Source organism: Clostridium sp. MCC353 (genome assembly GCF_018785315.1).
Classification (GTDB): domain Bacteria; phylum Bacillota; class Clostridia; order Lachnospirales; family Lachnospiraceae; genus CHH4-2.
In genome coordinates this window covers 103105-123661 of record NZ_WQPN01000054.1, presented here as the reverse complement: position 1 = coordinate 123661, position 20557 = coordinate 103105, and the positions used below count along the sequence as shown (strand labels likewise).

The following is a 20557-nucleotide window of genomic DNA, read 5'->3' as shown; positions in this document are numbered from 1 at the left end:
CTGGGCCCGTCCGCATCCAAACATCCAGTCCGTCCCCTCGTCCCGCTTTCCTGCGTAACTTCCTCAACTAAATAAAGATTCCCCCAATCACTCCGCTTTTGAAACCTTTAGCGGATAATTGATCTCCGTATCCACAGAGGTGACATATACCACCTTTACATGGTCTCCGCTGTCACGGCTCAGGGAATTTTCTTCGATTTCGCAGTTATCCTTCATAAAGGAGACTTCCTGGCCCTCTTCATCCTTAACGGTAAATGTGCTCATAGCATTGGAAACCGTCACGCCGGTTACGGTTTTTATCTCGTACTGTACCTGCGGATTGAGTGTTACGATCAGTTGAACGCCCTGAAGGTCTTCTTCCTGCAAGGTTCCGCAATAGGCGATGGCAATTTTCTGACCGGGCTTGATCGTGGTGATCTCTTCTAAAGGCACGCTGGTGGTAAAAACATTGTAATCGCTGCCGCTGTCGGTTCTTATGGTGATGGATTCGGAATAGTCGGAGCCATCGATTACAGTTCCTCTCAGCACGCCGCAGCCTTCCGCTTCCTCGCCCTTTTTCTCAGTTAAAACTTCTTCCCTAACCTCCACAGGTATGGATTGTGCAGACACGGTGGTTTCCATATTCTGCGAATTCCCTGCCTGTTTGGAGTTTTGGCAGGCTGTTAATCCCGCCACCGCAGCCGTGAGCAGTAATGCCGTCAAAATACGGGGATATTTATATTCTTTATTAAACCATTTCATATTTTTATTTTCCTTTTTTAATCAATTTTCCATGGAGCAGTCACGTTGTGAAATGATTTTTCAGCAGACTGCCCTCTCGTATCATTCTTAGTATAACACCTGCTTTCTAAAACTGCTATTAATTTCCGATGACAAAATTATGAAATTTTGAAATATCGTGGAAAATGTGTTACACTGTAAGAAAAATTCCATTGTATCAGGAGAAAGGATCTGTTTTTATGAAAAAGTTCCGGCTGAAGCATTTGTTCCTTGTGCTTGCCGTATTTTTAATTTATGTGGTATTGGGGTGTTTGATCCCTTTTATGCACCCAAAACAAGTGGGGGATTCCTTCCGCGCCTCCTTTGACACGGACGCCTTTTACAATGATTCCGGCACTGACAGCGCTGACCGGGCCGCCGTGGTGGAAAGCAGCATGGATGCCTTAAATGTAAGAATCCAGATGATCCATCAGGCGAAAGAGAGGATTGTGCTGTCCACCTTTGATATCCGGGCAGGACAGAGCTGCGATGACATTTTTTCCTCTATTTTAGAGGCAGCGGACAGAGGTGTCAAGGTCCGGATTCTGGTGGACGGGATGTATGGAAGCCTCCACATGAATCAGGAACCCATTTTTTATGCCCTGGGGGCTCATCCTGATATCGAAATTAAATTTTATAATACGCCAAATCCACTTAAACCCTGGACCATTCACGGACGGATGCATGATAAATATCTTCTGATCGACGATAAACTGCTTTTGATGGGCGGAAGAAATACCTTTGATTATTTTCTTGGGGAATACAATATGGAAAATCTCAGTTATGACAGGGATGTGCTCATTTACAACACTGGACATGGGCAGGAGGACGCTAAAAGCAGCGCGGTTTGGCAGACCGACCGTTATTTTCAGGATATGTGGAATTCCGAATACTGCGAAACCGTCTTTGAGCAGCCCTCGAAATCCATGAAAAAGAAAATGCCGGATGCGGAATCTGAATTAAGGGCTCATTATCTTGAACTCTCCGCCCGCAGCCCGGAACTGACCGTCCCTGATTTTGATTATACGGATTCCACGATCCCCATAAAAAAGGCGACCCTGATCTGGAACCCCACCCATATCATGGGAAAGGAACCATGGATCTGGTATCAGCTTGAGGAGCTGATGAAACAGGCGGAGCATCGGGTGTACCTTCACACTCCCTATGCGGTGTTCAGCCAAGACATGTATGACGGCATGGCGGAGACGGCAGGCAGCGTCCCTGATTTTAAAATGATGATTAACTCCGTTGCCGTAGGCGATAATTTCATGGCTTCTTCCGATTACATTTTTAATAAAAATAAGATTCTGGATACCGGGGTCACGGTCTATGAATACAACGGCAGCCACTCCTCCCATGGCAAATCCATGCTGATCGACCATGATATCTCTTTGATCGGTTCCTATAACCTGGACATGAGAAGTACTTATGTGGACACGGAAACCATGCTGGTGATCCATGGAGAAGAATTTAACAAACAGTTGGAGAGCCATATTCTGGCCCTTGAGGAAGATGCCGTCCGAATTGAGCCGGATGGAACTGTGGCGGCTGACGACGCCGGAAAAGCCAAAAACGTTTCGAGGGTGAAACAGCTCCTGTTTTTTGTCACTTCCCGGCTGTTCCAGCTCTTCCATTATTTGATCTGAAATGCGGTAAACCATAATAAACTATAAAAGGAGAAAAATACACCATGCTAAAACACATCGTATGTTTTGGGGATTCCAACACCCACGGCTTCCGGGCCGAAGACCAAAAACGTTTTGACGAAAACACACGCTGGACCAGGCTGCTTGCCAAAGCCCTTGGAGACGAGTATCTGGTCATTGAAGAGGGGCTGAACGGAAGAACCACCAGTTTTGAAGACCCGGTCCGGGAGGGAATGTGCGGGCTGAATTATATTCATCCCTGCCTTAAAAGCCATGCCCCCGTCAAACTGCTCATCATCATGCTGGGCACCAATGACACCAAGGAACGTTTTGGCTGCTCCGCCGCCTGCATCGGCATGGGGTTAAAACGGCTGGTCGCCAAAGCGCAGGCCACGGAGGACTGCTGGGCCAAAAATACTCCAAACATACTCATAATCACCCCAAAGAGCATTGACAAACGGTACGAAACCAAGCCGGTCCTGCAGACCATGGGAAGGGAATGTTCGGAAAAAGCAGGTATGCTCTCAGAAGAATTTAAAAAAGTTGCTGAGATGATGAACTGCCACTACCTGGATGCCAATGAAATCGTCAGTGAAATCAGTCCTGTTGATTATATCCATTTGACAGAAAAAGGACATCAGGAATTGGCTTTAGCCCTGGCAAAACTGATTCCTACTATTATAAACGGATAATAAGTTCACAATTTTTTCAAATCTGCCTGGTAAACTATCAGAGTGTGTTTGAAAATTGCTTTCCGTCAGAAGTAAGACGTGCAGATGGCGGAAATGAATTTTCGAACACTCCCCAGGGTGAATTTAAACACATATTTCCTTAACCGAGGTGTCAGACTTGACACTCCCCTGGAAAGTCAGGAGGTCAGATGATGACAAAAAAAATAATAGCCGCCATAGCGGCCTTTACAACTGCTGCGGCCCCGCTTTCCGCAATTTCGTTTCCGGCATCGCCATTGCCGGAGACTCTATGTTCGGAGGCCTCATATTCAGCGGCTTCCTGTCCCACCCCCGGCCCAAAAGATTTATTCCGCCAATCCGGAACGTCCGGTCAAAATGAAGCCGTTCTCAGGCCATTTGCCGTAGGCCCCGGACTTGTAAACCTCTCCCCCGGAGATTCCTATGCCACCTATCAGTGGGGATTGAAAAATGATGGGGAATTCCAGATGATCGAGCTGATCGATCAATTCAAATATGCCACGGAACTGTACCGGGCCGTAACCGGCGACAGTTCCATAAGCATTCCCAATCCGGTGGGCCCTGACGCCGTGGAGATGCGTAAAACAAAAGCCATAGCAGGTATTGATATCAACATCCGCCCCGCCTGGGACCTTTACGAAAAAGCCCAAACCAAACGGGATGTGATCGTTGCGGTAATCGACACCGGCATCGATACCGGCCACCCGGATCTTCAGAGTTCCATGTGGGTCAACCAAGCTGAAATTCCCGGAGACGGAATTGACAATGACGGCAATGGTTATGTTGACGATATCAACGGATGGAATTTTTACAGCAATAACAGCGTTCTTTATAATGGAAAAGAGGATACTCACGGCACCCACGCCGCAGGAACCATTGCCGCTGCCAGAAACAACGGGGGGATTGTTGGAATTGCGGACAATTCCCATGTTAAAATCATGTCTTTAAAAGCGCTGGGGGGAAATGATGGTTCGGGGAATCCCGCGTCGGTAATTGAAGCCATACATTATGCGGAAGCCAACGGCGCATCCATTTGTAATCTCAGCTTTGGCTCCTCAAAATACAACGAAGAACTGGCTCAGGTGATTCAAAATTCCCCTATGCTTTTCATCGTGGCTGCCGGGAATGGGGATGCCATGGGAGTGGGATATGATATAGACCACCATCCGGTCTATCCCGCGTCATTTCCATCGGATAATATCATCGCGGTAGGCAACCTGCTGTTTGACGGGAGCCTGGACACCAGCTCCAATTATGGCCCGGCCTCTGTGGACATTGCCGCCCCGGGCACCTATATAGTCAGCACCACGCCGGAAGGCAAATACGAATTCATGAGCGGCACTTCCATGGCAGCCCCCATGGTCACAGGCGCGGCCGCCATGCTCTATTCCTACCGTACCGACCTCAGTCTTGCCGATGTGAAGAATATTCTCCTGGCATCTTCCAGGAAATCCGAACCGCTGGCGGGAAAGATTGGCTGCGGTGGATTTTTAGATGTTTATTCCGCTTTTGTATATTGATTGGGCCGCGGCTCTTTTCATTTTCGTCAAAGTTCTGTAAATAATTAGCTATGGATTATTAAGGGAAAAGAAATACATCTTCCAGCATTTTCCGTTACAATAGATTCTGTAAAGGGAGGCAGTGCAAAAAAAGCCCGATGGCTTATTTTTCACACCCAAATTTGTGACGGAGCCACAAATTTGAATCGCAGCTGAGAATCTGATATTCTCCGCGCGGGCCTCCGCTAAAAAAATGCTCCGGCCTGGAGGAATCATTATGAATAATATTACAAAACGAAGCACATTTGCAGCTATTATCGCAGCAAGCGCACTCACTCTGTCAGCCTGCAGCCAGGCAGCGCTGCCGGATACCATTAAGGTCCAGAATACGGAAAATCAGGTGATAACGGTTCAAAGCACGGAAACGGTAAAGGTAGTTCCCGATATGGCTGAGATCACGCTGGCAGTTTATACCCAGGCGGCGGACGCTAAAAGCTGTCAGGATCAGAACCAGAAGGATTTGGAAAATGCTCTTAAAGTGCTGGAATCCGCTGGTATTGAAAAGACATCGATCCAGACCTCCAACTATGGTTTGGAACCAGTTTATGACTGGAATACGGGAAAAGACATCACAGGCTATGAGATGAACACCAACATCACCATTTCCGACATCCCCATCGACACAGCCGGAGAATTGATCACCAGTTGTGTGGACGCTGGCATTAACCGCATCCAATCCGTGGATTATCTGTCCAGCCAGTATGATGCCAGCTATCAGGAGGCTTTAAAGAAGGCCATGGATTCGGCCAAATCAAAAGCCCAGGCCATTGCCGAGGCAGGCGGCGCCACTTTGGGAGGCGTTGTCCACGTGGAAGAATATTCCTCCAGCCAGCAGGCGCGGTATAATGGTTATCAAAGGTCTGCCGCCACAGGAGCCGCCAAAGAAATGGCTGCGGCTATCGCTGTAGAACCGGGTCAGATTGGAGTTGAGGCCAGGATTTCGGTAAATTATGAAATTGTGAAGTAGAAATGGATATTATCCGGTGAAAAGGCCGGTTACATTCGATATGATGAAAAAATGAAAAAAAGAGGCCGGCAGGACCCGGGACGCTTAATACCGCCCCAGATTCCCGCCGGCCTCTTTCTGCCGCGGCTCTTCCGCCGGTTTAAATAATATCTACATGACTCCGAATAATTTATAAAACCCATAAATCACGCCGCACCCAGCCAACGCAATGCCGGAAACGATAATAATCATGGATAAAGCTGTTATAATCTGCAAAATCATCATGAGCAGCAGCGGATGTTTTTTCAGCAGGCGTTCCAATGGTGTTTCTATGAATAATAAGATTTTTGCTGCCATACCTGATCCCTTCTTCCTCTCTCTTTCTGATTACATCATATCATCATCTTCAGTAAAGATTCTATATGGGACCTTTCCAATGGTGTAAACATCCTATAAAGAGGCTTAATCCGTTTTGAGGGCGGACACCGTTTCGCTTATCATGATGTTTAAAATGTTCTTATCATTCGGTTCAATACTGCCTTTATTTCTCAAATCGATTCCGACCACGCCATAAACCTTTCCGGTTCCTGCCACCGGCATGTATCTGGCCTGGGCGCCGGGAAGGGTGTCCGTGGTTTTTCCCGCTTTATGCTTATTCTTGCAGACCCATTCGGCCACTGCCGTCTCATCGCTTTTTTCAAACATTTCTGCGCTGTCCCCCTCATTGCCGCATAACTTACCGCGGCATAATTGATCCCGGTCTGGCGGATAAATCCCTATCTTTTTAAGGCCTCCGCCGCCTGAAACCGCCTGATAGATAATCACGGGACAGCGCAGGAGTTCCGAAGCCTGGATTCCCAGGATTTCCAGTTTTTCAGCATCATTTCCCGCCTGCTTCAGCCTGTGGCTGATGTTCATCAGCGCCTGCATCTGCCCGGATTCCTCTTCGGAAATTTCCGCCTGTTTTTTCAGCCTGGCCGCCATGGAACCGGTTATCACGGCGCAAACGGCCATAATTGCAAATGTAAACGGATATACGGCCGCATAGGAATAGAACGAGTATCTGGGTTCCACGAAAAAGAAGTTATACAGGAGCACCAAAAAAGCGGCGGCTCCGGCCAGTATACCGGCTGCCTGCAACCACCTCTGGGCTCTTTTCCTCCGTCCTCCCGTCAGTGGCGGAACTACCGGTTTCTTTCTGTCATCCGCCACCGCGCTGCTGTCCGGTATGACATAGATGTCCATGTTGGGAACCGCCTTAATTAAACGGTCAATCAGCGTCTGTTTTAAATAGAACATGCGGCGCTTTCTGACCGTTCTGCCGATCACGATTTTCGATACCCCGCTGCGCCGGGCGTACCCTGCAATCTGCTGTGCAATATCATCTCCATACACGGTAATGGCATTGGCTCCAAACTGCTTCGCCAATGCGATGTTATTCTCCAGCACATTCTTCAGTCTGCCGCTCATTTCTTCCATTCCTTCCGTCTTTACCACAATGGCCGTAAGATCTCCGTGAAACGCATCCGCCATTCTAGCGGCGGTGCGGATCACCTTTTCATTGGAGGGCGCGGAGGAAACGCAGACCAGGATATGTTCTGCGGTATAATACTCTTTTCCCCCAGTCCCTCTCTCTTTGCTCACGGCCCGGTTTACACGGTCGGCGGTCCTCCTCAGGGCGATTTCCCTCAGCGCGGTTAATTTTTCCAGTGTAAAGAAATTTTCCATGGCCCGGCCGGCCTGGGCCTTTCTGTAAATCTTTCCGGCTTCCAGCCTCTTCATCAGCTCTTCCGGCTCAATATCGATTAGTTCCACCTGGTCTGCCAGATCGAATACCCGGTCAGGAATCCGCTCTTTCACCCGGATATGGGTGATGGACGCCACAATATCATGCAGGCTCTCCAAATGCTGTACATTTACCGTGGTATACACGTTGACTCCTGCTTCCAGCAGTTCCTGTATATCCTGATACCGTTTGGAATGCCGGAACCCCTCCGGGTTGGTATGGGCCAGTTCGTCCACCAGCAGAATTTCCGGTTTCCGTATCAGAGCGGCGTCCAGATCAAATTCCCTGAGCCGGATTCCTCTGTATTCCAGGAAACGGGGCGTTAAAAGCTCCATCCCATCCATCAGAGCCAGGGTTTCCGGCCTTTCGTGGGGTTCAATATAACCGGCCGCCACATCGATCCCCGCTTCCAGATCATCCCTTGCGGCTTCCAGCATGGCGTAGGTCTTCCCCACCCCGGCGGCATATCCAAAAAATATCTTCAATCTGCCTCTGCCGTCATCACGCCTTTTGGGGAAATGTTCCGCCAATATTTTGTTGGGATCAGGTCTGTTTTCCATCTTTCCTCCAATCGGAAGCGTTCCCTCCATGGCGAAAACAGGCCAAATATCAGATTTGGCCCTGCCTTCCGGAACGTCCTTCCCTTAGCCTTTTAAAATACCATCCAACGCCAGATTCACTTTCAACACATTGACTCTTGGTTCACCGAAGATCCCAAAGGTTCTCTCTTTTGTATACTGGCCGATCACTGCTTTCACCTCTTCTTCCGGTATTCCCCTGGCTTTGGATATCCTCTGCACCTGATAATTGGCCGCTGCCGGTGAAATCTCAGGGTCCAGCCCGCTTCCTGACACCGTAACCAGATCCGACGGCACCGGCTGGTCTGCCTGTTCCGGGTGGGCGGCTTTCATCCGTTCCACCCGTTCAGCGATCACTGCCTCCAGCTCCTCTCCCGCCGGGCTCTTATTGGACGCCCCGGCATACATAAGCACATTGCCCTCATCGTCTGTGTAAGTGGAAATGTCCGTAATCATCGGCCTGCCCCACAGATACGTATCGGAAGTGAATTCCTGAGCCAGCAGTTCACTGCCATATTTTACACCGTCAATTTCAATGATGGAACCTTCCGCCTGCTTTTGAAAAAATACTTTTGCAATCCCGGTCACCGTCAACGGGTAGATCACACCGCAGATAACCGTCAAAACCAGAAAAAAACCAAATGCTCTGGGAACTACAGATTTTATAGTTTTCATTGTCTCCTCCGTTCCGCCGCTTCCAACACGGCATCCTGTTTCCTCATTTCATAAAACCGAACCATTCAAACACCACAGTCTCCGCCATCTGCCCTAAAACCATGCAGGAAATGACCAGCAGAACCGTTATAATAAATGTATTCCGAAATAACCGCGCAGCCTTAAAACTCATGTTAATCCCACTTCCTGTCCTATAAGAAAAATCCCGCCCCGGTAAGTACCATATCAATGGCCTTAATCGCTATAAACGGAATCACAATTCCGCCCAAACCATAGACCACCAGGTTGCCCGACAGCATTTTAGAAGCCGGAACCTCCCGGTATTTTACGCCCTTTAAAGCCAATGGAATGAGGGCGATGATGATCAGCGCATTGTAAATGATGGCTGAAAAGATGGCGCTTTGGGCGCTGTGAAGCTTCATGATGTTGAGGGCCCCAAGCCCCGGATAGAGGCCCATGAACAGAGCCGGTATGATGGCAAAATATTTGGCCACATCGTTGGCAATGCTGAAGGTTGTCAGGGAACCGCGGGTCATCAGAAGCTGCTTTCCTATCTTGACAATTTCAATCAGTTTCGTGGGCGAAGAATCCAGATCCACCATATTTCCGGCTTCCTTGGCCGCCTGGGTGCCCGTGTTCATGACCACCGCCACATCGGCCTGGGCGAGGGCCGGAGCGTCGTTGGTGCCGTCGCCTGTCATGGCCACCAAATGTCCCTGGGCCTGGAACTTACGGATCATATCCAGCTTGCCTTCCGGCGTGGCCTCAGCCAAAAAGTCATCCACTCCCGCTTCTGCGGCAATGGAGGCCGCTGTTAAAGGGTTGTCGCCTGTTATCATAATGGTTTTTATCCCCATCTTGCGCAGATCGGCAAATTTTTCCTTAACCCCTTGTTTTACAATGTCTTTCAGCTCAATTACACCTAAAACCCTGCCATTTTGGGCCACCACAAGGGGTGTTCCGCCCTGGTTGGCAATCCGTTTAACCGTATCCTCACATTCCTGGCTGAAACTGCCTCCACAGGATATCACGTATTCTTTCACAGCGTCTGCCGCCCCTTTTCTGATCTCCAATCCCTGGCAGTTGATTCCGCTCATTCTGGTCTTGGCAGTGAAGGGAACAAATTCCGCTTTCAGTTCTTCCATACTGCGGCCCCTCAGGTTAAACCGTTCTTTAGCCATAATCACAATGCTGCGGCCTTCCGGCGTCTCATCCGCTAAGGAAGACAACTGGGCTGCATCCGCCAGCTCCCGCTCCGTCACTCCGTCCACCGGTATAAACGCATCCGCCTGCCGGTTTCCCAACGTAATCGTACCTGTCTTATCCAGCATCAAAATGTCCACGTCGCCTGCGGCTTCAATGGCTCTTCCGCTCATCGCCAGCACATTGGCCTGATTCAAACGGCTCATTCCCGCAATCCCGATGGAGGACAAAAGCGCCCCTATGGTGGTGGGAGCCAGACAGATAAACAGGGCTGCCAGCGAAGCCACTGAAGTGGGATTTGCCATTCCCTTCTGTCCTGCTGAAAAAATGGAATAGGAGTACAGGGAAACCGTTACCAGCAGAAAAATGATGGATAAAGCAACCAGGAAGATCTGAAGGGCCAGCTCGTTGGGCGTCTTCTTCCTGGCCGCCCCTTCAACCATGGCGATCATCTGATCCATAAAGCTTTCACCTGGATTGCTGGTCACCCGGATTACAAGCCAGTCGGAAATCACCGTGGTCCCTCCGGTCACCGCGCTTCGGTCGCCGCCGCTCTCCCTGATAACCGGGGCGGATTCGCCTGTAATGGCGCTTTCATCCACAGAAGCGGCCCCGTCAATCACGTCGCCGTCCGCCGGAATCTGCTCTCCTGCCGTCACCAGCACAATATCCCCTTTCCTCAGACTGGCTGAAGAAACTTTGTGAATTTCATTTTTAAACTCCTTTGATGGGATTTTAGAGGCCATCACATCTTTTCTGGACGCTCTCAGGGCGTCCGCCTGGGCTTTGCCCCTGCCTTCCGCAATGGCCTCGGCGAAGTTGCCGAACAGATCAGTAAACCACAGGATCACCGCAACTCCCAATATAAAGCCCGATCCCGTATCCTTGATTCCAGCCAATGAAAACAGGAATAATACGGTGGTTAAAACCGCTGATACGTAAACCAGAAACATGACCGGATTCTGTATCTGCACTTTGGGATTCAGTTTTAATACCGAATCCTTCAGCGCTCTGCCCATGATCTGTTTATCTGCAAATATATTTTTCTTTGTCTCATTCATGGCAAATTCCCTCCTATGGCTTCTTATGCCGTCATTTCAAAAAATTCTGCAATCGGCCCCAATGCCAGGGCCGGGAAAAAGCTGAGCGCTCCTACCAGCAATACGATGAATACCAGCAAAAATATGAACATGGCATTGTGGGTCGGCAGGGTTCCTTCGCTGACGGCGGCTTTTTTCTTGGCCGCCATGCTGCCTGCTATGGCCAGAGTTGCAAACATGGGCAGGAATCGCACAAACAGCATGACCAAACCGATGCTCACATTGAAAAACGGCGTATTGGCGTTGAAACCGGCAAATGCAGAACCGTTATTTCCTCCTGCCGAGGAATAAGCATAGAGCACTTCCGAAAGCCCGTGGGCTCCATGGTTATTTAAACTGTCCACAGTGCCTGGCAGGACTGCCGCAATGCCGCTGCCCACCAGGATGGCAACCGGGGTTGCCAGGCAGACGAGAACCGCCATTTTCATCTCATAGGGCTCGATTTTTTTGCCCAGGTATTCGGGCGTCCGCCCCACCATCAGACCGGCTATGAAGACGGTCATAATGGCAAATCCCAGCATTCCGTAAAGCCCGCAGCCCACGCCGCCGAACACCACCTCGCCCAACTGCATCAGAAGCATGGTAACCAGGCCGCCGATAGGCGTATAGCTGTCGTGCATGGAATTGACAGAACCATTGGAAGCCGCCGTGGTAAATGCCGCCCATGTGGCGGACGACGCAATCCCAAACCTGGTCTCTTTCCCTTCCATGTTTCCTCCTGACTGTCCGTCGGTTCCCATATAAACAGCGCCATCCTGGGCCAACTGGGGAGTTCCGTTTTGTTCATGGAATCCGATAATGGCCAAAGCCGCAGCCAGCATAATGAACATCGCAAGGAAAACCGCCACTCCCTGCCGTTTATCCTTGATATTTCTTCCAAATGTAAAACAAAGGGCAGCCGGTATCAAAAGAATGGAAATCATCTCAAATGCATTGCTGAGAGGAGTTGGATTTTCAAAGGGATGGGCGGAGTTAAGCCCGTAAAAACCGCCTCCGTTGGTTCCAAGCTGCTTGATTGCGATCTGGCTTCCGGCCGGTCCTAAGGGAACCACCTGTTTTGTGACCGTCAATGTGGTGCCGTCTTCCTGTTCCACCTCTACCGGCTCTAAAAGGGTCACTTCATCATAGGGCTTAAAGCTCTGGGGAACGCCCTGGGAAATGATGGTGACGGATACGATCAATGAGAGGGGAATGAAAACGTAGAGAACCACTCTGGTTACATCCGTATAAAAATTCCCCAGCCCCCGCTGTTTCACCCGGACAAATCCCCGGATTAAAGCGAATAAAACCGCGGTTCCCACTGCCGCCGATACAAAGTTCTGTACGTTCAAGCCGATCATCTGCGAAAAATAACTCAGCGCCGATTCTCCCGAATATGCCTGCCAGTTGGTATTTGTCACAAAGCTGGCCGCCGTATTAAATCCCAGATGCCAGGACGTATTGTCAATCCCCTCGGGGTTCAGCGGCAGGATTTTCTGGAACATGAGAATCATCCACAGGGCTGCCAGGCTGATGACGCTGAAAGCGCCTGCGCAGACCGCATATTTCTTCCAGTTCATCTCTTCCTCCCGGTTAACCCTGAGGATTTTATAAATGCCGTTTTCCACCGGGAGAAACAGTTTAGACAAGAAAACCCGCTCCCCATTCATAACTTTACCTATGTACTTTCCAAGCGGAACTGCAAGGAGCACCAATATGAAACAGTACGCCACCATTTGAATAACCACATTCATGACTGTTACCTCCTAATTCCGGCGCCTGCAGCGCCATTTTCATATGGAATTTTCTTTTTTTGATTTCTTCTCATGCCTGATCTCCTTTTAATAAGATAACGATCAGATAAATCAACAGGAATAATACAGCCGTTCCAATAATTATCAACATTTTCATAACCTCCTTTTTGATACCCGTATGTTACCATGGCATTTTATAAAGATTCTATAGGGCACTTGGGCTTCTGTATAAAGAGATTGTTAATAAAGAAACACATGGTCAAAAAAAATTTCCCATTTATGGGCAAATAGGAAACAGTAAGGGAAATTAAGGATTGAAGTAAACGCCGTACTATGGTATCATATTCATCATGTCAATACTTACACAATAGAAACGCCTGTCCCTACAGGTGGAATGGAGGTTCGTTTGAAAAATAATCCTGATGGTTCATTTTTCAAACCCAAATTTGTGCCGGAGCCGCAAATTTGAATCGCGGCTGGGAATATGAAATTCCCAGTGCGGGCCCCCGCAAAAAACGCTCCGGCATGGAGGATTTTTTTATGGGACACTTCGAAAACGATCTGTCAAAAGGAAATGTAGTGCGCCAGTTGGTTCTGTTCGCATTTCCATTCTTAGTTTCCAGCATCATACAGTCACTTTATAATGTAGCGGATATGTTGATTGTGGGCAACTTCAGCGGAACCGCCAGCATGTCCGGGGTCAATATCGGCGGACAGGTGACATTTATTCTCACTAATATTGTGGTGGGATTGTGCTCAGGCGGTACGGTTTTGGTCGCCCAGTACCTGGGGGCCAAAAAGCCCAAGGATATGGAAGAAACCATCGCCACCCTGATGAGCACACTCATATCCGCCGCAATCGTCATCACACTGATCATGCTGGTGTTGAAGAACCAGGTTCTGGTTTTAATCAAAACTCCGGCCGAATCCTTTGAAGAGGCCAGCCGCTATCTGACCGTCACCGTAACCGGAATCATTTTCATTTTCGGCTACAACGTGCTCAGCGCCGTCATGAGGGGTATGGGGGACAGCAAGCGTCCGTTCTACTTTGTCCTCATCGCCTGCGTAACCAATATTTTTCTGGATCTCCTGCTGGTAGCCGGATTTAAAATGGGCGCTTTAGGCGCTGCTGTGGCCACCGTATTTTCCCAGGCCCTCAGCATGCTTTTATGCATCTTATATATGGTGAAGAATAAGTTTATCTTTGACTTCAAACCATCCTCTTTCAAATTCCATAAGGAAAAGATGGAGCTGATCATCAAAATCGGCCTTCCTGCCGCCGTACAAAACGGCATCACCAGCTTTTCCTTTTTGATCATTACGGCTCTTGTCAATACCATCGGAGGCGTTAACGCTTCCGCCGCCGTCGGAGTTGTCAGCAAATTCAACGGATTTGCCATCATGCCCGCCGTAGCCATGGGCAGTTCCATAGCCACCATGTGCGCCCAGAACATCGGAGCCGGGGAATGGGGCCGGGCCATTAAAACCTGCCGTGTGGGAACCCTCATCGCAGTGGCCTGCAGCTACATGATTTTCGTCCTGGTCCAGATTTATCCGCAGCAGATTCTGGAACTCTTCGACGACAACCCGGAGATGATCCGCAGCGGGGTGGAATATTTCCGCACATTCAGCTTTGATTATTTATTCGTGCCGCTGTGTTTTTCTATCAACGGCCTGTATATCGCCTCAGGACACACCACGTTTTCACTGATTAACTCAGTCTTGTCCGCCTTAGGCCTCCGGGTTCCAGCCAGCATTCTGTTCGGATCTGTGATGGGATTGGGACTGCGCGGAGTGGGGTTGGGCGCCCCTATCGCATCATTGGGCAGTCTGATATTAATTATCATTTTTTATCTGTCCGGTAAATGGAAGGAAAATGTTGTCAGACAGTAAAAAAACAGCAATAAAAAAGATCTCCTGCATTCAGAAATTTAGTTCTGAATGCAGGAGATCTTTTTTATGAAAATACCATGTTTCCAAATACAGTAAGCTTATTGACAAAACGATTTTTAGTTATTTAATTACCATCATCATCCACAAGTTAAACACTTTATTTTTCAAAAATAAAATGTTTAGGAACGTTTTTTGAAATTATTAATAGAAGTCCTATATTTTATATTTATCTATTTTTTAAGTTTTTCTCTTAAATATTGACTTTTTATATTTTATTTTGCAAACTATATATAGAGTAAGTTTACTAAATACAAACAATTCCCTAACAAAACAACTGATATAATTTAAATGAACCTGTTGTGCTATTTCAAAACAAACTTTGTTAAAGCCTGTAAAAACTTAATAAATCCCTGTGTTTAGAGAATATCTTCAAAACATTAAAAGGATTCTAAAAGGGGTGATTACAATGAATAAAAAGGACCAGCATTTCTATGTATTATGTAAACTTTGGAATGAAGAAAAGATTTCCAGCGAAAAATTAAAAGAATTTTGTATTCAAAAAGGCATCGTGGAATCAAAAGAAGAATTTGATGATTTATTGGAAGAGTTGTTAAAGAAGCAAGAGATAACTTGTATAGGTGGTATGATTAAAGTTGCAATTAGCTATAATGATTATAAAGCAAAAGGATTTGATGCCTTTTCTCAAGCATTCATAAACGGCGGGTCTAAAGATAAGATGATTTTTACCCCGCCTAATACCAATATAACATTACGATAGCCATTTCTTTTAACTTCAGCTAAACTCTGAGATGCCCATTCACGGTGAAGTCCATAAAGAGTTCACCGTGAATGGGCATCGGACCGTCTTTTGCCATCCCTGCGGACTTAGTTCAACTTAACGGTTGGAAGCCGGTCCCCAGCACCATCCGATACCGTCCCGCCCGGCCCGTTCCGAACCCCCGGCCTTCCAACTGCCGCCTCTCCCCGCTTTCCTGCGATCCTCTCGCCAATCAGTCCCCATTGATTATTTATTCATCCACAAACCGGTACCCCACCCCGACTTCGGTGAGTATATATCTGGGCTTCGTGGTATCATCCTCAATTTTCCGCCTGATATTCGCCATAAACACCCTGAGGGACTGATAATCGTCCGTAGTATCATATCCCCACACTTCCTGCTGGATATATTTATGGGTCAGCACCTTTCCGCTGTTGTTCACCATGAGAACCACCATCTTATATTCCAACGGGGTCAAATGAATCTCTTCCCCTCTCTTATACACTTTCCGCCTTTCAAAATCGATCCTGATCCCGTCCAGTTCAAATTCTGTCATCGGTTTAGCCACCGCCCCTTTATGCCTTAAAGCGACACGGATCCGGGCCAGCATCTCTCCTGCGTTAAATGGCTTTACAATATAGTCGTCCGCGCCACCATCCAAAGCCGCCACCTTTTCCTTCTCCTGGCCTCTGGCGGATACGATGATAACCGGAGTCTCGGATTCCTGGCGGATCAGCTTTAACACTTCCATTCCATCCATATCAGGCAGCCCCAGATCCAATAACACCAGATCCGGGTTGTTGGCGTAAAAGAGCGAAATTCCGGTCAGGCCGTCGTCTGCCAGCACATATCGGTATCCCTTTGTTTTCAATGATATTTTTATAAAATTCTGTATTGTCTGGTCGTCTTCCACTACTAAAATATTAGGCTCATTCATGGTTTTTGTCCTCCATTGGCAGTTCGATCTGGAAGGCCGCTCCTCCCTTTTCATTATTAAATGCAACAATTTTTCCGCGGTGGGCTTCCACAATCGCTTTACAGATAGTCAGTCCAAGCCCAACTCCTCTCTGACGGTCCCCGTTCTGGTACGCCGTTGTGAAGAAATTATCAAATATCTGTTCCAGCTTATCGTCCGGTATCCCCACGCCGTTGTCAGAGACCCGGAACACCATATTATTCCGCTGGGCAAATGCGGAAATCACCACCGTAGTCCCCTCTCCCGAGTGACGGAACGCATTATCCAGCAAATTGACCAGAACCTGGATAAACAGGCGGGCATCTACTGGGAACAGCACGATTTCTTCCGGCGTTTCCGTTTTAAGGGTGTGGCTGCCGATCCGCTTGGACACCAGGGAAACGGCAGAGGAAATGATATCGTCCACCACTTCCTTTTTCTTATTAATTTCCAGCCGCCCTTCCTGAATCCGGGTCATGTTCAGCAGATTTTCCACCATGGTATTGAGCCATTCCGCATCGGTGCAGATGTCCTTCAACATGCTCTGGGCCGTATTCTGATCCAGCTCCTTCAGGTTGTCAAAGAGGAAATTCGCGCTTCCGGCAATTCCCGTAAGGGGCGTGCGCAGATCGTGGGAAATGCTTCTGAGCAGGGTGCTTTTCAGCCTTTCCCTCTCCACCTGGATCCGCCCCTCCTCTTTTTCCCTGCCAAGCCGTTCCCGTTCCAGAACCAGGGTGATCTGGGAAATCACGGTTTTTATATAGATATCCTCATCTTCCTGAAGCCCTTCATCCCCACAGTCAAATATGATCACGCCATAGGTTTTATTGCTGTTCTGAATGGGAAGATAGAGGTTTTTATCCTGGGTAAACTGGATTTCCCCATGGCCGCAAGGCATTGCATGGCGGTAGCACCATTCTGCAATGCTGTCGTCAAATTCATCCTTTTCATTTTCCCGAAGGAGCACATCCACCCGGCGCCCGGTCAGGTTGCTCAGGCTTTCCTGGCTGTACCGCTCTATGGCCCCGTATCCAGTCAAATTCAAAAATCCGCTTCCAATGTCATTGATCTTCAAGGTAATTTCCGACTTCTTATTGGCGATCTGCATCTGTTTCTGCAGTTTTATGGTCAGCGTGGAAACAATCCCCGCCACAATGATAAAAATTACAAATGATATGATATAGTTGGGATCATCCACCGCAAATGTGAATTTGGGCGCGGTGAACAAAAAGTTGAATGTGAATACAAAAACGACTGCAGAACCAATTCCCCAGACCATGCTGCTGGTTTCCACAATGCTGATTAAAACCCCCACCATATAGATCAGCAGAAGATTTTCCACCCGGATGGACATCCGCTCTAAAACAATGGCCAGCATGGTCGACAGTACCCACACAATGGATACCTTCAGCACCTTTTTTATTAAGTTCAATTCTTTTTCAAAACTGTAAAACATGCCCGGCCTACCTCCTGATTCCCGTCTTTCTTTCCGCTGCCTTCCCTTTCCCGTCTGAAAACATCCTGGCCGCTCCGATCAGCACCGCAAACACCTCCAGCCTTCCTAAAAACATTCCAGCCGACGCCGTCCAATGGATCACCGGACTGGCGTCATAAGCGGTAATTCCCATCGACAGTCCCACCGTACTGAGTGCGGACGCGAACTCAAACATGGAATCCTGGACAGAATAGCCAAACAGGCAGAATACAAATGTCCCCGCCAGAAACAGGAGCAGATAAACGCAGACAAATGTATGAATCTGCTCTTTTTCTCTGGAAGTTACCGCTTCCTCTTTTCCATACCTGGGAATCGTCTCCGTAAACACCATCCGGTTCGGGCAGATATCTCTGACCAGTTTCCATTTCATTTCTTTTAAAATCACATAAACCCTGTAAGCCTTCAAACCGCCCGCAGTTGAACCGGCGCTTCCGCCGATCAGCATCAGCACGATCATGATCAGCATCAGAGGAGAACTCCATGTCTGAAATGTTTCCACAGTCTGGAATCCAGTGGTTGTAAGGGCGGAAACCGCCTGAAAAACAGCAGTTCTCAGCCCTGTCGATACCTCATTATACATTCCATGCATCAAAAGCACAAGCATGAGCGGTGAAAAAAAGGCCAGAAGAAACAGTGTAATTCTGGTCTCACAATGAAACAGAACCTCTCTTATTTTTCCCCTTAAAAGCAGAAGGTGGATCAAAAAATTCGTCCCTCCCAGCAGCATCAGCACAATGGTTATCATTTCAATGGCCGCGCTGTCATAGAAACCGATGCTCTCCGGCCTGGTGGAAAATCCGCCGGTGGACAGAGCCGCGATGGAATGATTGAACGCATCAAAGGGGCTCATTCCAAACAGGACATACAGCGCCGTCCCTGCCAGGATATAACCGCTGTAAATGCCGATAATCAGCCTGGCCGATTCCAGCAGATTGGGCAGAAGGCGGTCCGAATGGCCTTCCGCGTTATACAGCCGCATTCCATAGATATCGGACAGTACGGACGTCATCACCAGCACAAGGCCGATCCCGCCAAAAAACAGCAGTACCGTCCGGTGAATCAAAAATATGCGGGGCGCCATGGCCGTATCCACCACGCTGAGGCCGGTTGTGCTCAGTCCGCTGGTGGTTTCAAACACCGCCTGGGTGAACGTATAATTTCCTGTCAAAACAAAGGGCGCAGCCGTTACGCCGATGGTGATCATCCAGGTGGCCACAACCACGATCATCTCCTGGTTTCTCTCCAAATTCCCCAATTTCTTCCCCCTCAAAACCAGGCTGGTCAGATATCCGGCCAGTATGGAAATCACGCCCGGGACGATAAAATATCCCGCCTGATCCAGCTCCTGGGGGTAAAAGATCAATGTCAGCAAAGGGAGAAGGGTAATCACTCCCGCCATAATCATAACAATCCCCAAATACCCTGTGATCAGAGTGTATCCGGAGATTGTTATCTTATCATTTATTTCTGGTTTATTCATAGTTTCCTTCATTTCTAAGCATTAGAGCGGCTTCCCACAATTAATTTCACTACTTCATCCTGATTTTCCGGCGTAGCCAAAACCAGCAGACGGTCCCCTGCCATGATTTTCGTCTGGCCGTTGGGCACGATCACCTGGGCATCTCGGATGATACAGCTGATAATGGCGTTATGGGGAAAATCCACTTCCATGATCTGCCTGTCCACCACCGGATAGGAAGAATCGATTTTTATTTCATTCATCAGCACTTTCTGCGTGTTCAGCGGCAGCACATTTACAATATTTTCCACCATGGACGCCTGTTCGATGAAATGGGCCAGCATATAGGTGGCGCTGATCACCCGGTCCACTCCGAGGGTTTCAAACAATTCCACATTTTTTGGGTTGCTGACCGTGCAAACCGTTTTCTTAACTGAAAACAATCGTTTGGCCATCTGGCAGACAGCCAGATTATCCGCATCCTTGTCGCCAAGGGCGATCATGACATCGCAATTTTTGATTCCTGCGTCTTCCAATATATACTCTTTGCAGGGATCCCCGAAAATGATGGGCATGTCATGTACGGACGACAGATGTTCGCAGTAATTTCTGCCCTCATTGATCACGATCAGCTTATGTTTTCCGGCCAGCATCATGCCTATCAGGAAATCCGCCTCATTGCGTCCGCCTGCAATTACTATTTTCATAAGCTGCTGACCTCCCTATATTCTTCATTGGACAGCCTGGCGAATTCATTTACCGACAGCACAAATGGACAGATGGGTTTAATGTTAAATCCCCGGATCAGTTTTTCCTTGTTTTTATCGTTTAAACGGGAATAAACGCTGGGGACATGGAAGATTCTGCTGGCGATCTGGGCGATCAGCAGATTGGTATTGTCATCATTGGTGGCCGCTATGGCGATGGACGCCTCCTCAATCCCCGCCTGTTTTAATATATCCATATCGGTTCCGTCACCGATAATCTCATATCCGGAAAAATCATCCGGCAGCTTTCTGAAGGCATCCTCCTTCACATCTATCACAACCACCCTGGAACCCTTTTGAGACAACATTCCCGCAAGCCCTGCGCCGAACCGGCTGGAACCCACAATAATAATGGTTTTCGTCTTTCTAAACAGCATAAAAACACCTCCTTATACACCTTTATTGTAAATGAAAACCGCATTAAGATGATAGAAAGAAAATGAAACCGGGTATAAAGATTGTATAAAGATCATTTATATCAAATAATGGTTGCTATTTATCCGATCCGGGTTATA

18 protein-coding genes are annotated in these 20557 nt (G+C 48.2%); 6 read left to right on the top strand and 12 right to left on the bottom strand.

What is annotated here, in order from left to right; all coding sequences use genetic code 11:
* Positions 1 to 87 precede the first annotated feature (87 nt).
* On the bottom strand, positions 88 to 741 hold the full coding sequence (locus tag GPL15_RS11425) for a hypothetical protein (RefSeq protein WP_215698802.1): 654 nt from the start codon (positions 739 to 741) through the stop codon (positions 88 to 90).
* A gap of 218 nt (positions 742 to 959) precedes the next feature.
* Between GPL15_RS11425 and GPL15_RS11420 the strand changes: the two genes are divergently transcribed.
* The 4 genes from GPL15_RS11420 to GPL15_RS11405 all read left to right on the top strand — a co-directional run bounded on the left by GPL15_RS11420 (position 960) and on the right by GPL15_RS11405 (position 5641).
* The gene (locus tag GPL15_RS11420; RefSeq protein WP_215698801.1) at positions 960 to 2405 is read left to right on the top strand and encodes a phospholipase D family protein; all 1446 of its coding nucleotides are present in this window, start codon (positions 960 to 962) and stop codon (positions 2403 to 2405) included.
* A gap of 44 nt (positions 2406 to 2449) precedes the next feature.
* The gene (locus GPL15_RS11415) at positions 2450 to 3097 is read left to right on the top strand and encodes a GDSL-type esterase/lipase family protein (protein ID WP_215698800.1); all 648 of its coding nucleotides are present in this window, start codon (positions 2450 to 2452) and stop codon (positions 3095 to 3097) included.
* A gap of 188 nt (positions 3098 to 3285) precedes the next feature.
* Positions 3286 to 4635, top strand: coding sequence for a S8 family peptidase (locus tag GPL15_RS11410; protein ID WP_252198317.1), 1350 nt, complete (start codon positions 3286 to 3288; stop codon positions 4633 to 4635).
* A 256-nt stretch (positions 4636 to 4891) separates the two neighbouring features.
* Positions 4892 to 5641 carry an SIMPL domain-containing protein gene (locus GPL15_RS11405; protein WP_215698799.1) on the top strand — a complete coding sequence of 250 codons (750 nt, stop codon included), beginning with the start codon at positions 4892 to 4894 and terminating at the stop codon, positions 5639 to 5641.
* Positions 5642 to 5791: 150 nt separating this feature from the next.
* Here GPL15_RS11405 and GPL15_RS11400 read toward each other — a convergent pair whose 3' ends face one another.
* From GPL15_RS11400 to kdpA, 6 genes are all read right to left on the bottom strand, one after another.
* A complete protein-coding gene (locus tag GPL15_RS11400; protein WP_215698798.1) occupies positions 5792 to 5977 on the bottom strand; it encodes a hypothetical protein in 186 nt (61 codons plus the stop codon).
* 105 nt (positions 5978 to 6082) lie between these two features.
* Positions 6083 to 7966 carry a DUF4118 domain-containing protein gene (locus tag GPL15_RS11395; protein WP_252198315.1) on the bottom strand — a complete coding sequence of 628 codons (1884 nt, stop codon included), beginning with the start codon at positions 7964 to 7966 and terminating at the stop codon, positions 6083 to 6085.
* Between the two features lie 84 nt (positions 7967 to 8050).
* The gene (gene kdpC / locus GPL15_RS11390; RefSeq protein ID WP_215698797.1) at positions 8051 to 8659 is read right to left on the bottom strand and encodes a potassium-transporting ATPase subunit KdpC; all 609 of its coding nucleotides are present in this window, start codon (positions 8657 to 8659) and stop codon (positions 8051 to 8053) included.
* Between the two features lie 43 nt (positions 8660 to 8702).
* The gene (locus tag GPL15_RS27715) at positions 8703 to 8831 is read right to left on the bottom strand and encodes a hypothetical protein (RefSeq protein ID WP_275950473.1); all 129 of its coding nucleotides are present in this window, start codon (positions 8829 to 8831) and stop codon (positions 8703 to 8705) included.
* Positions 8832 to 8850: 19 nt separating this feature from the next.
* Entirely contained in the window at positions 8851 to 10923 is a 2073-nt protein-coding gene (kdpB, locus tag GPL15_RS11385; RefSeq protein ID WP_215698796.1) for a potassium-transporting ATPase subunit KdpB, read from the bottom strand.
* 23 nt (positions 10924 to 10946) lie between these two features.
* Entirely contained in the window at positions 10947 to 12695 is a 1749-nt protein-coding gene (kdpA, locus tag GPL15_RS11380; RefSeq protein ID WP_215698795.1) for a potassium-transporting ATPase subunit KdpA, read from the bottom strand.
* A gap of 540 nt (positions 12696 to 13235) precedes the next feature.
* Here kdpA and GPL15_RS11375 point away from each other — a divergent pair.
* Both GPL15_RS11375 and GPL15_RS11370 read left to right on the top strand, forming a co-directional pair.
* The gene (locus GPL15_RS11375) at positions 13236 to 14588 is read left to right on the top strand and encodes an MATE family efflux transporter (RefSeq protein WP_215698794.1); all 1353 of its coding nucleotides are present in this window, start codon (positions 13236 to 13238) and stop codon (positions 14586 to 14588) included.
* 466 nt (positions 14589 to 15054) lie between these two features.
* Positions 15055 to 15366: a hypothetical protein gene (locus GPL15_RS11370; protein WP_215698793.1), complete on the top strand. Its 312-nt coding sequence runs from the start codon at positions 15055 to 15057 to the stop codon at positions 15364 to 15366.
* A gap of 250 nt (positions 15367 to 15616) precedes the next feature.
* On the opposite strand, the gene GPL15_RS11365 is transcribed toward GPL15_RS11370, so the two are convergent.
* The 5 genes from GPL15_RS11365 to GPL15_RS11345 are packed head-to-tail and all read right to left on the bottom strand — an operon-like array spanning position 15617 to position 20419.
* Entirely contained in the window at positions 15617 to 16303 is a 687-nt protein-coding gene (locus GPL15_RS11365; RefSeq protein WP_215698792.1) for a response regulator transcription factor, read from the bottom strand.
* Positions 16296 to 17777, bottom strand: a complete 1482-nt coding sequence (locus GPL15_RS11360; RefSeq protein WP_215698791.1) for an ATP-binding protein — start codon at positions 17775 to 17777, stop codon at positions 16296 to 16298. The genes GPL15_RS11365 and GPL15_RS11360 overlap by 8 nt, the downstream gene beginning before the upstream one ends.
* 7 nt (positions 17778 to 17784) lie before the next feature.
* Positions 17785 to 19296: a TrkH family potassium uptake protein gene (locus GPL15_RS11355; protein WP_215698790.1), complete on the bottom strand. Its 1512-nt coding sequence runs from the start codon at positions 19294 to 19296 to the stop codon at positions 17785 to 17787.
* A gap of 14 nt (positions 19297 to 19310) precedes the next feature.
* Positions 19311 to 19982, bottom strand: a complete 672-nt coding sequence (locus GPL15_RS11350; protein WP_215698789.1) for an NAD-binding protein — start codon at positions 19980 to 19982, stop codon at positions 19311 to 19313.
* Entirely contained in the window at positions 19979 to 20419 is a 441-nt protein-coding gene (locus GPL15_RS11345) for a TrkA family potassium uptake protein (RefSeq protein WP_215698788.1), read from the bottom strand. The genes GPL15_RS11350 and GPL15_RS11345 overlap by 4 nt, the downstream gene beginning before the upstream one ends.
* Positions 20420 to 20557: the final 138 nt, after the last annotated feature.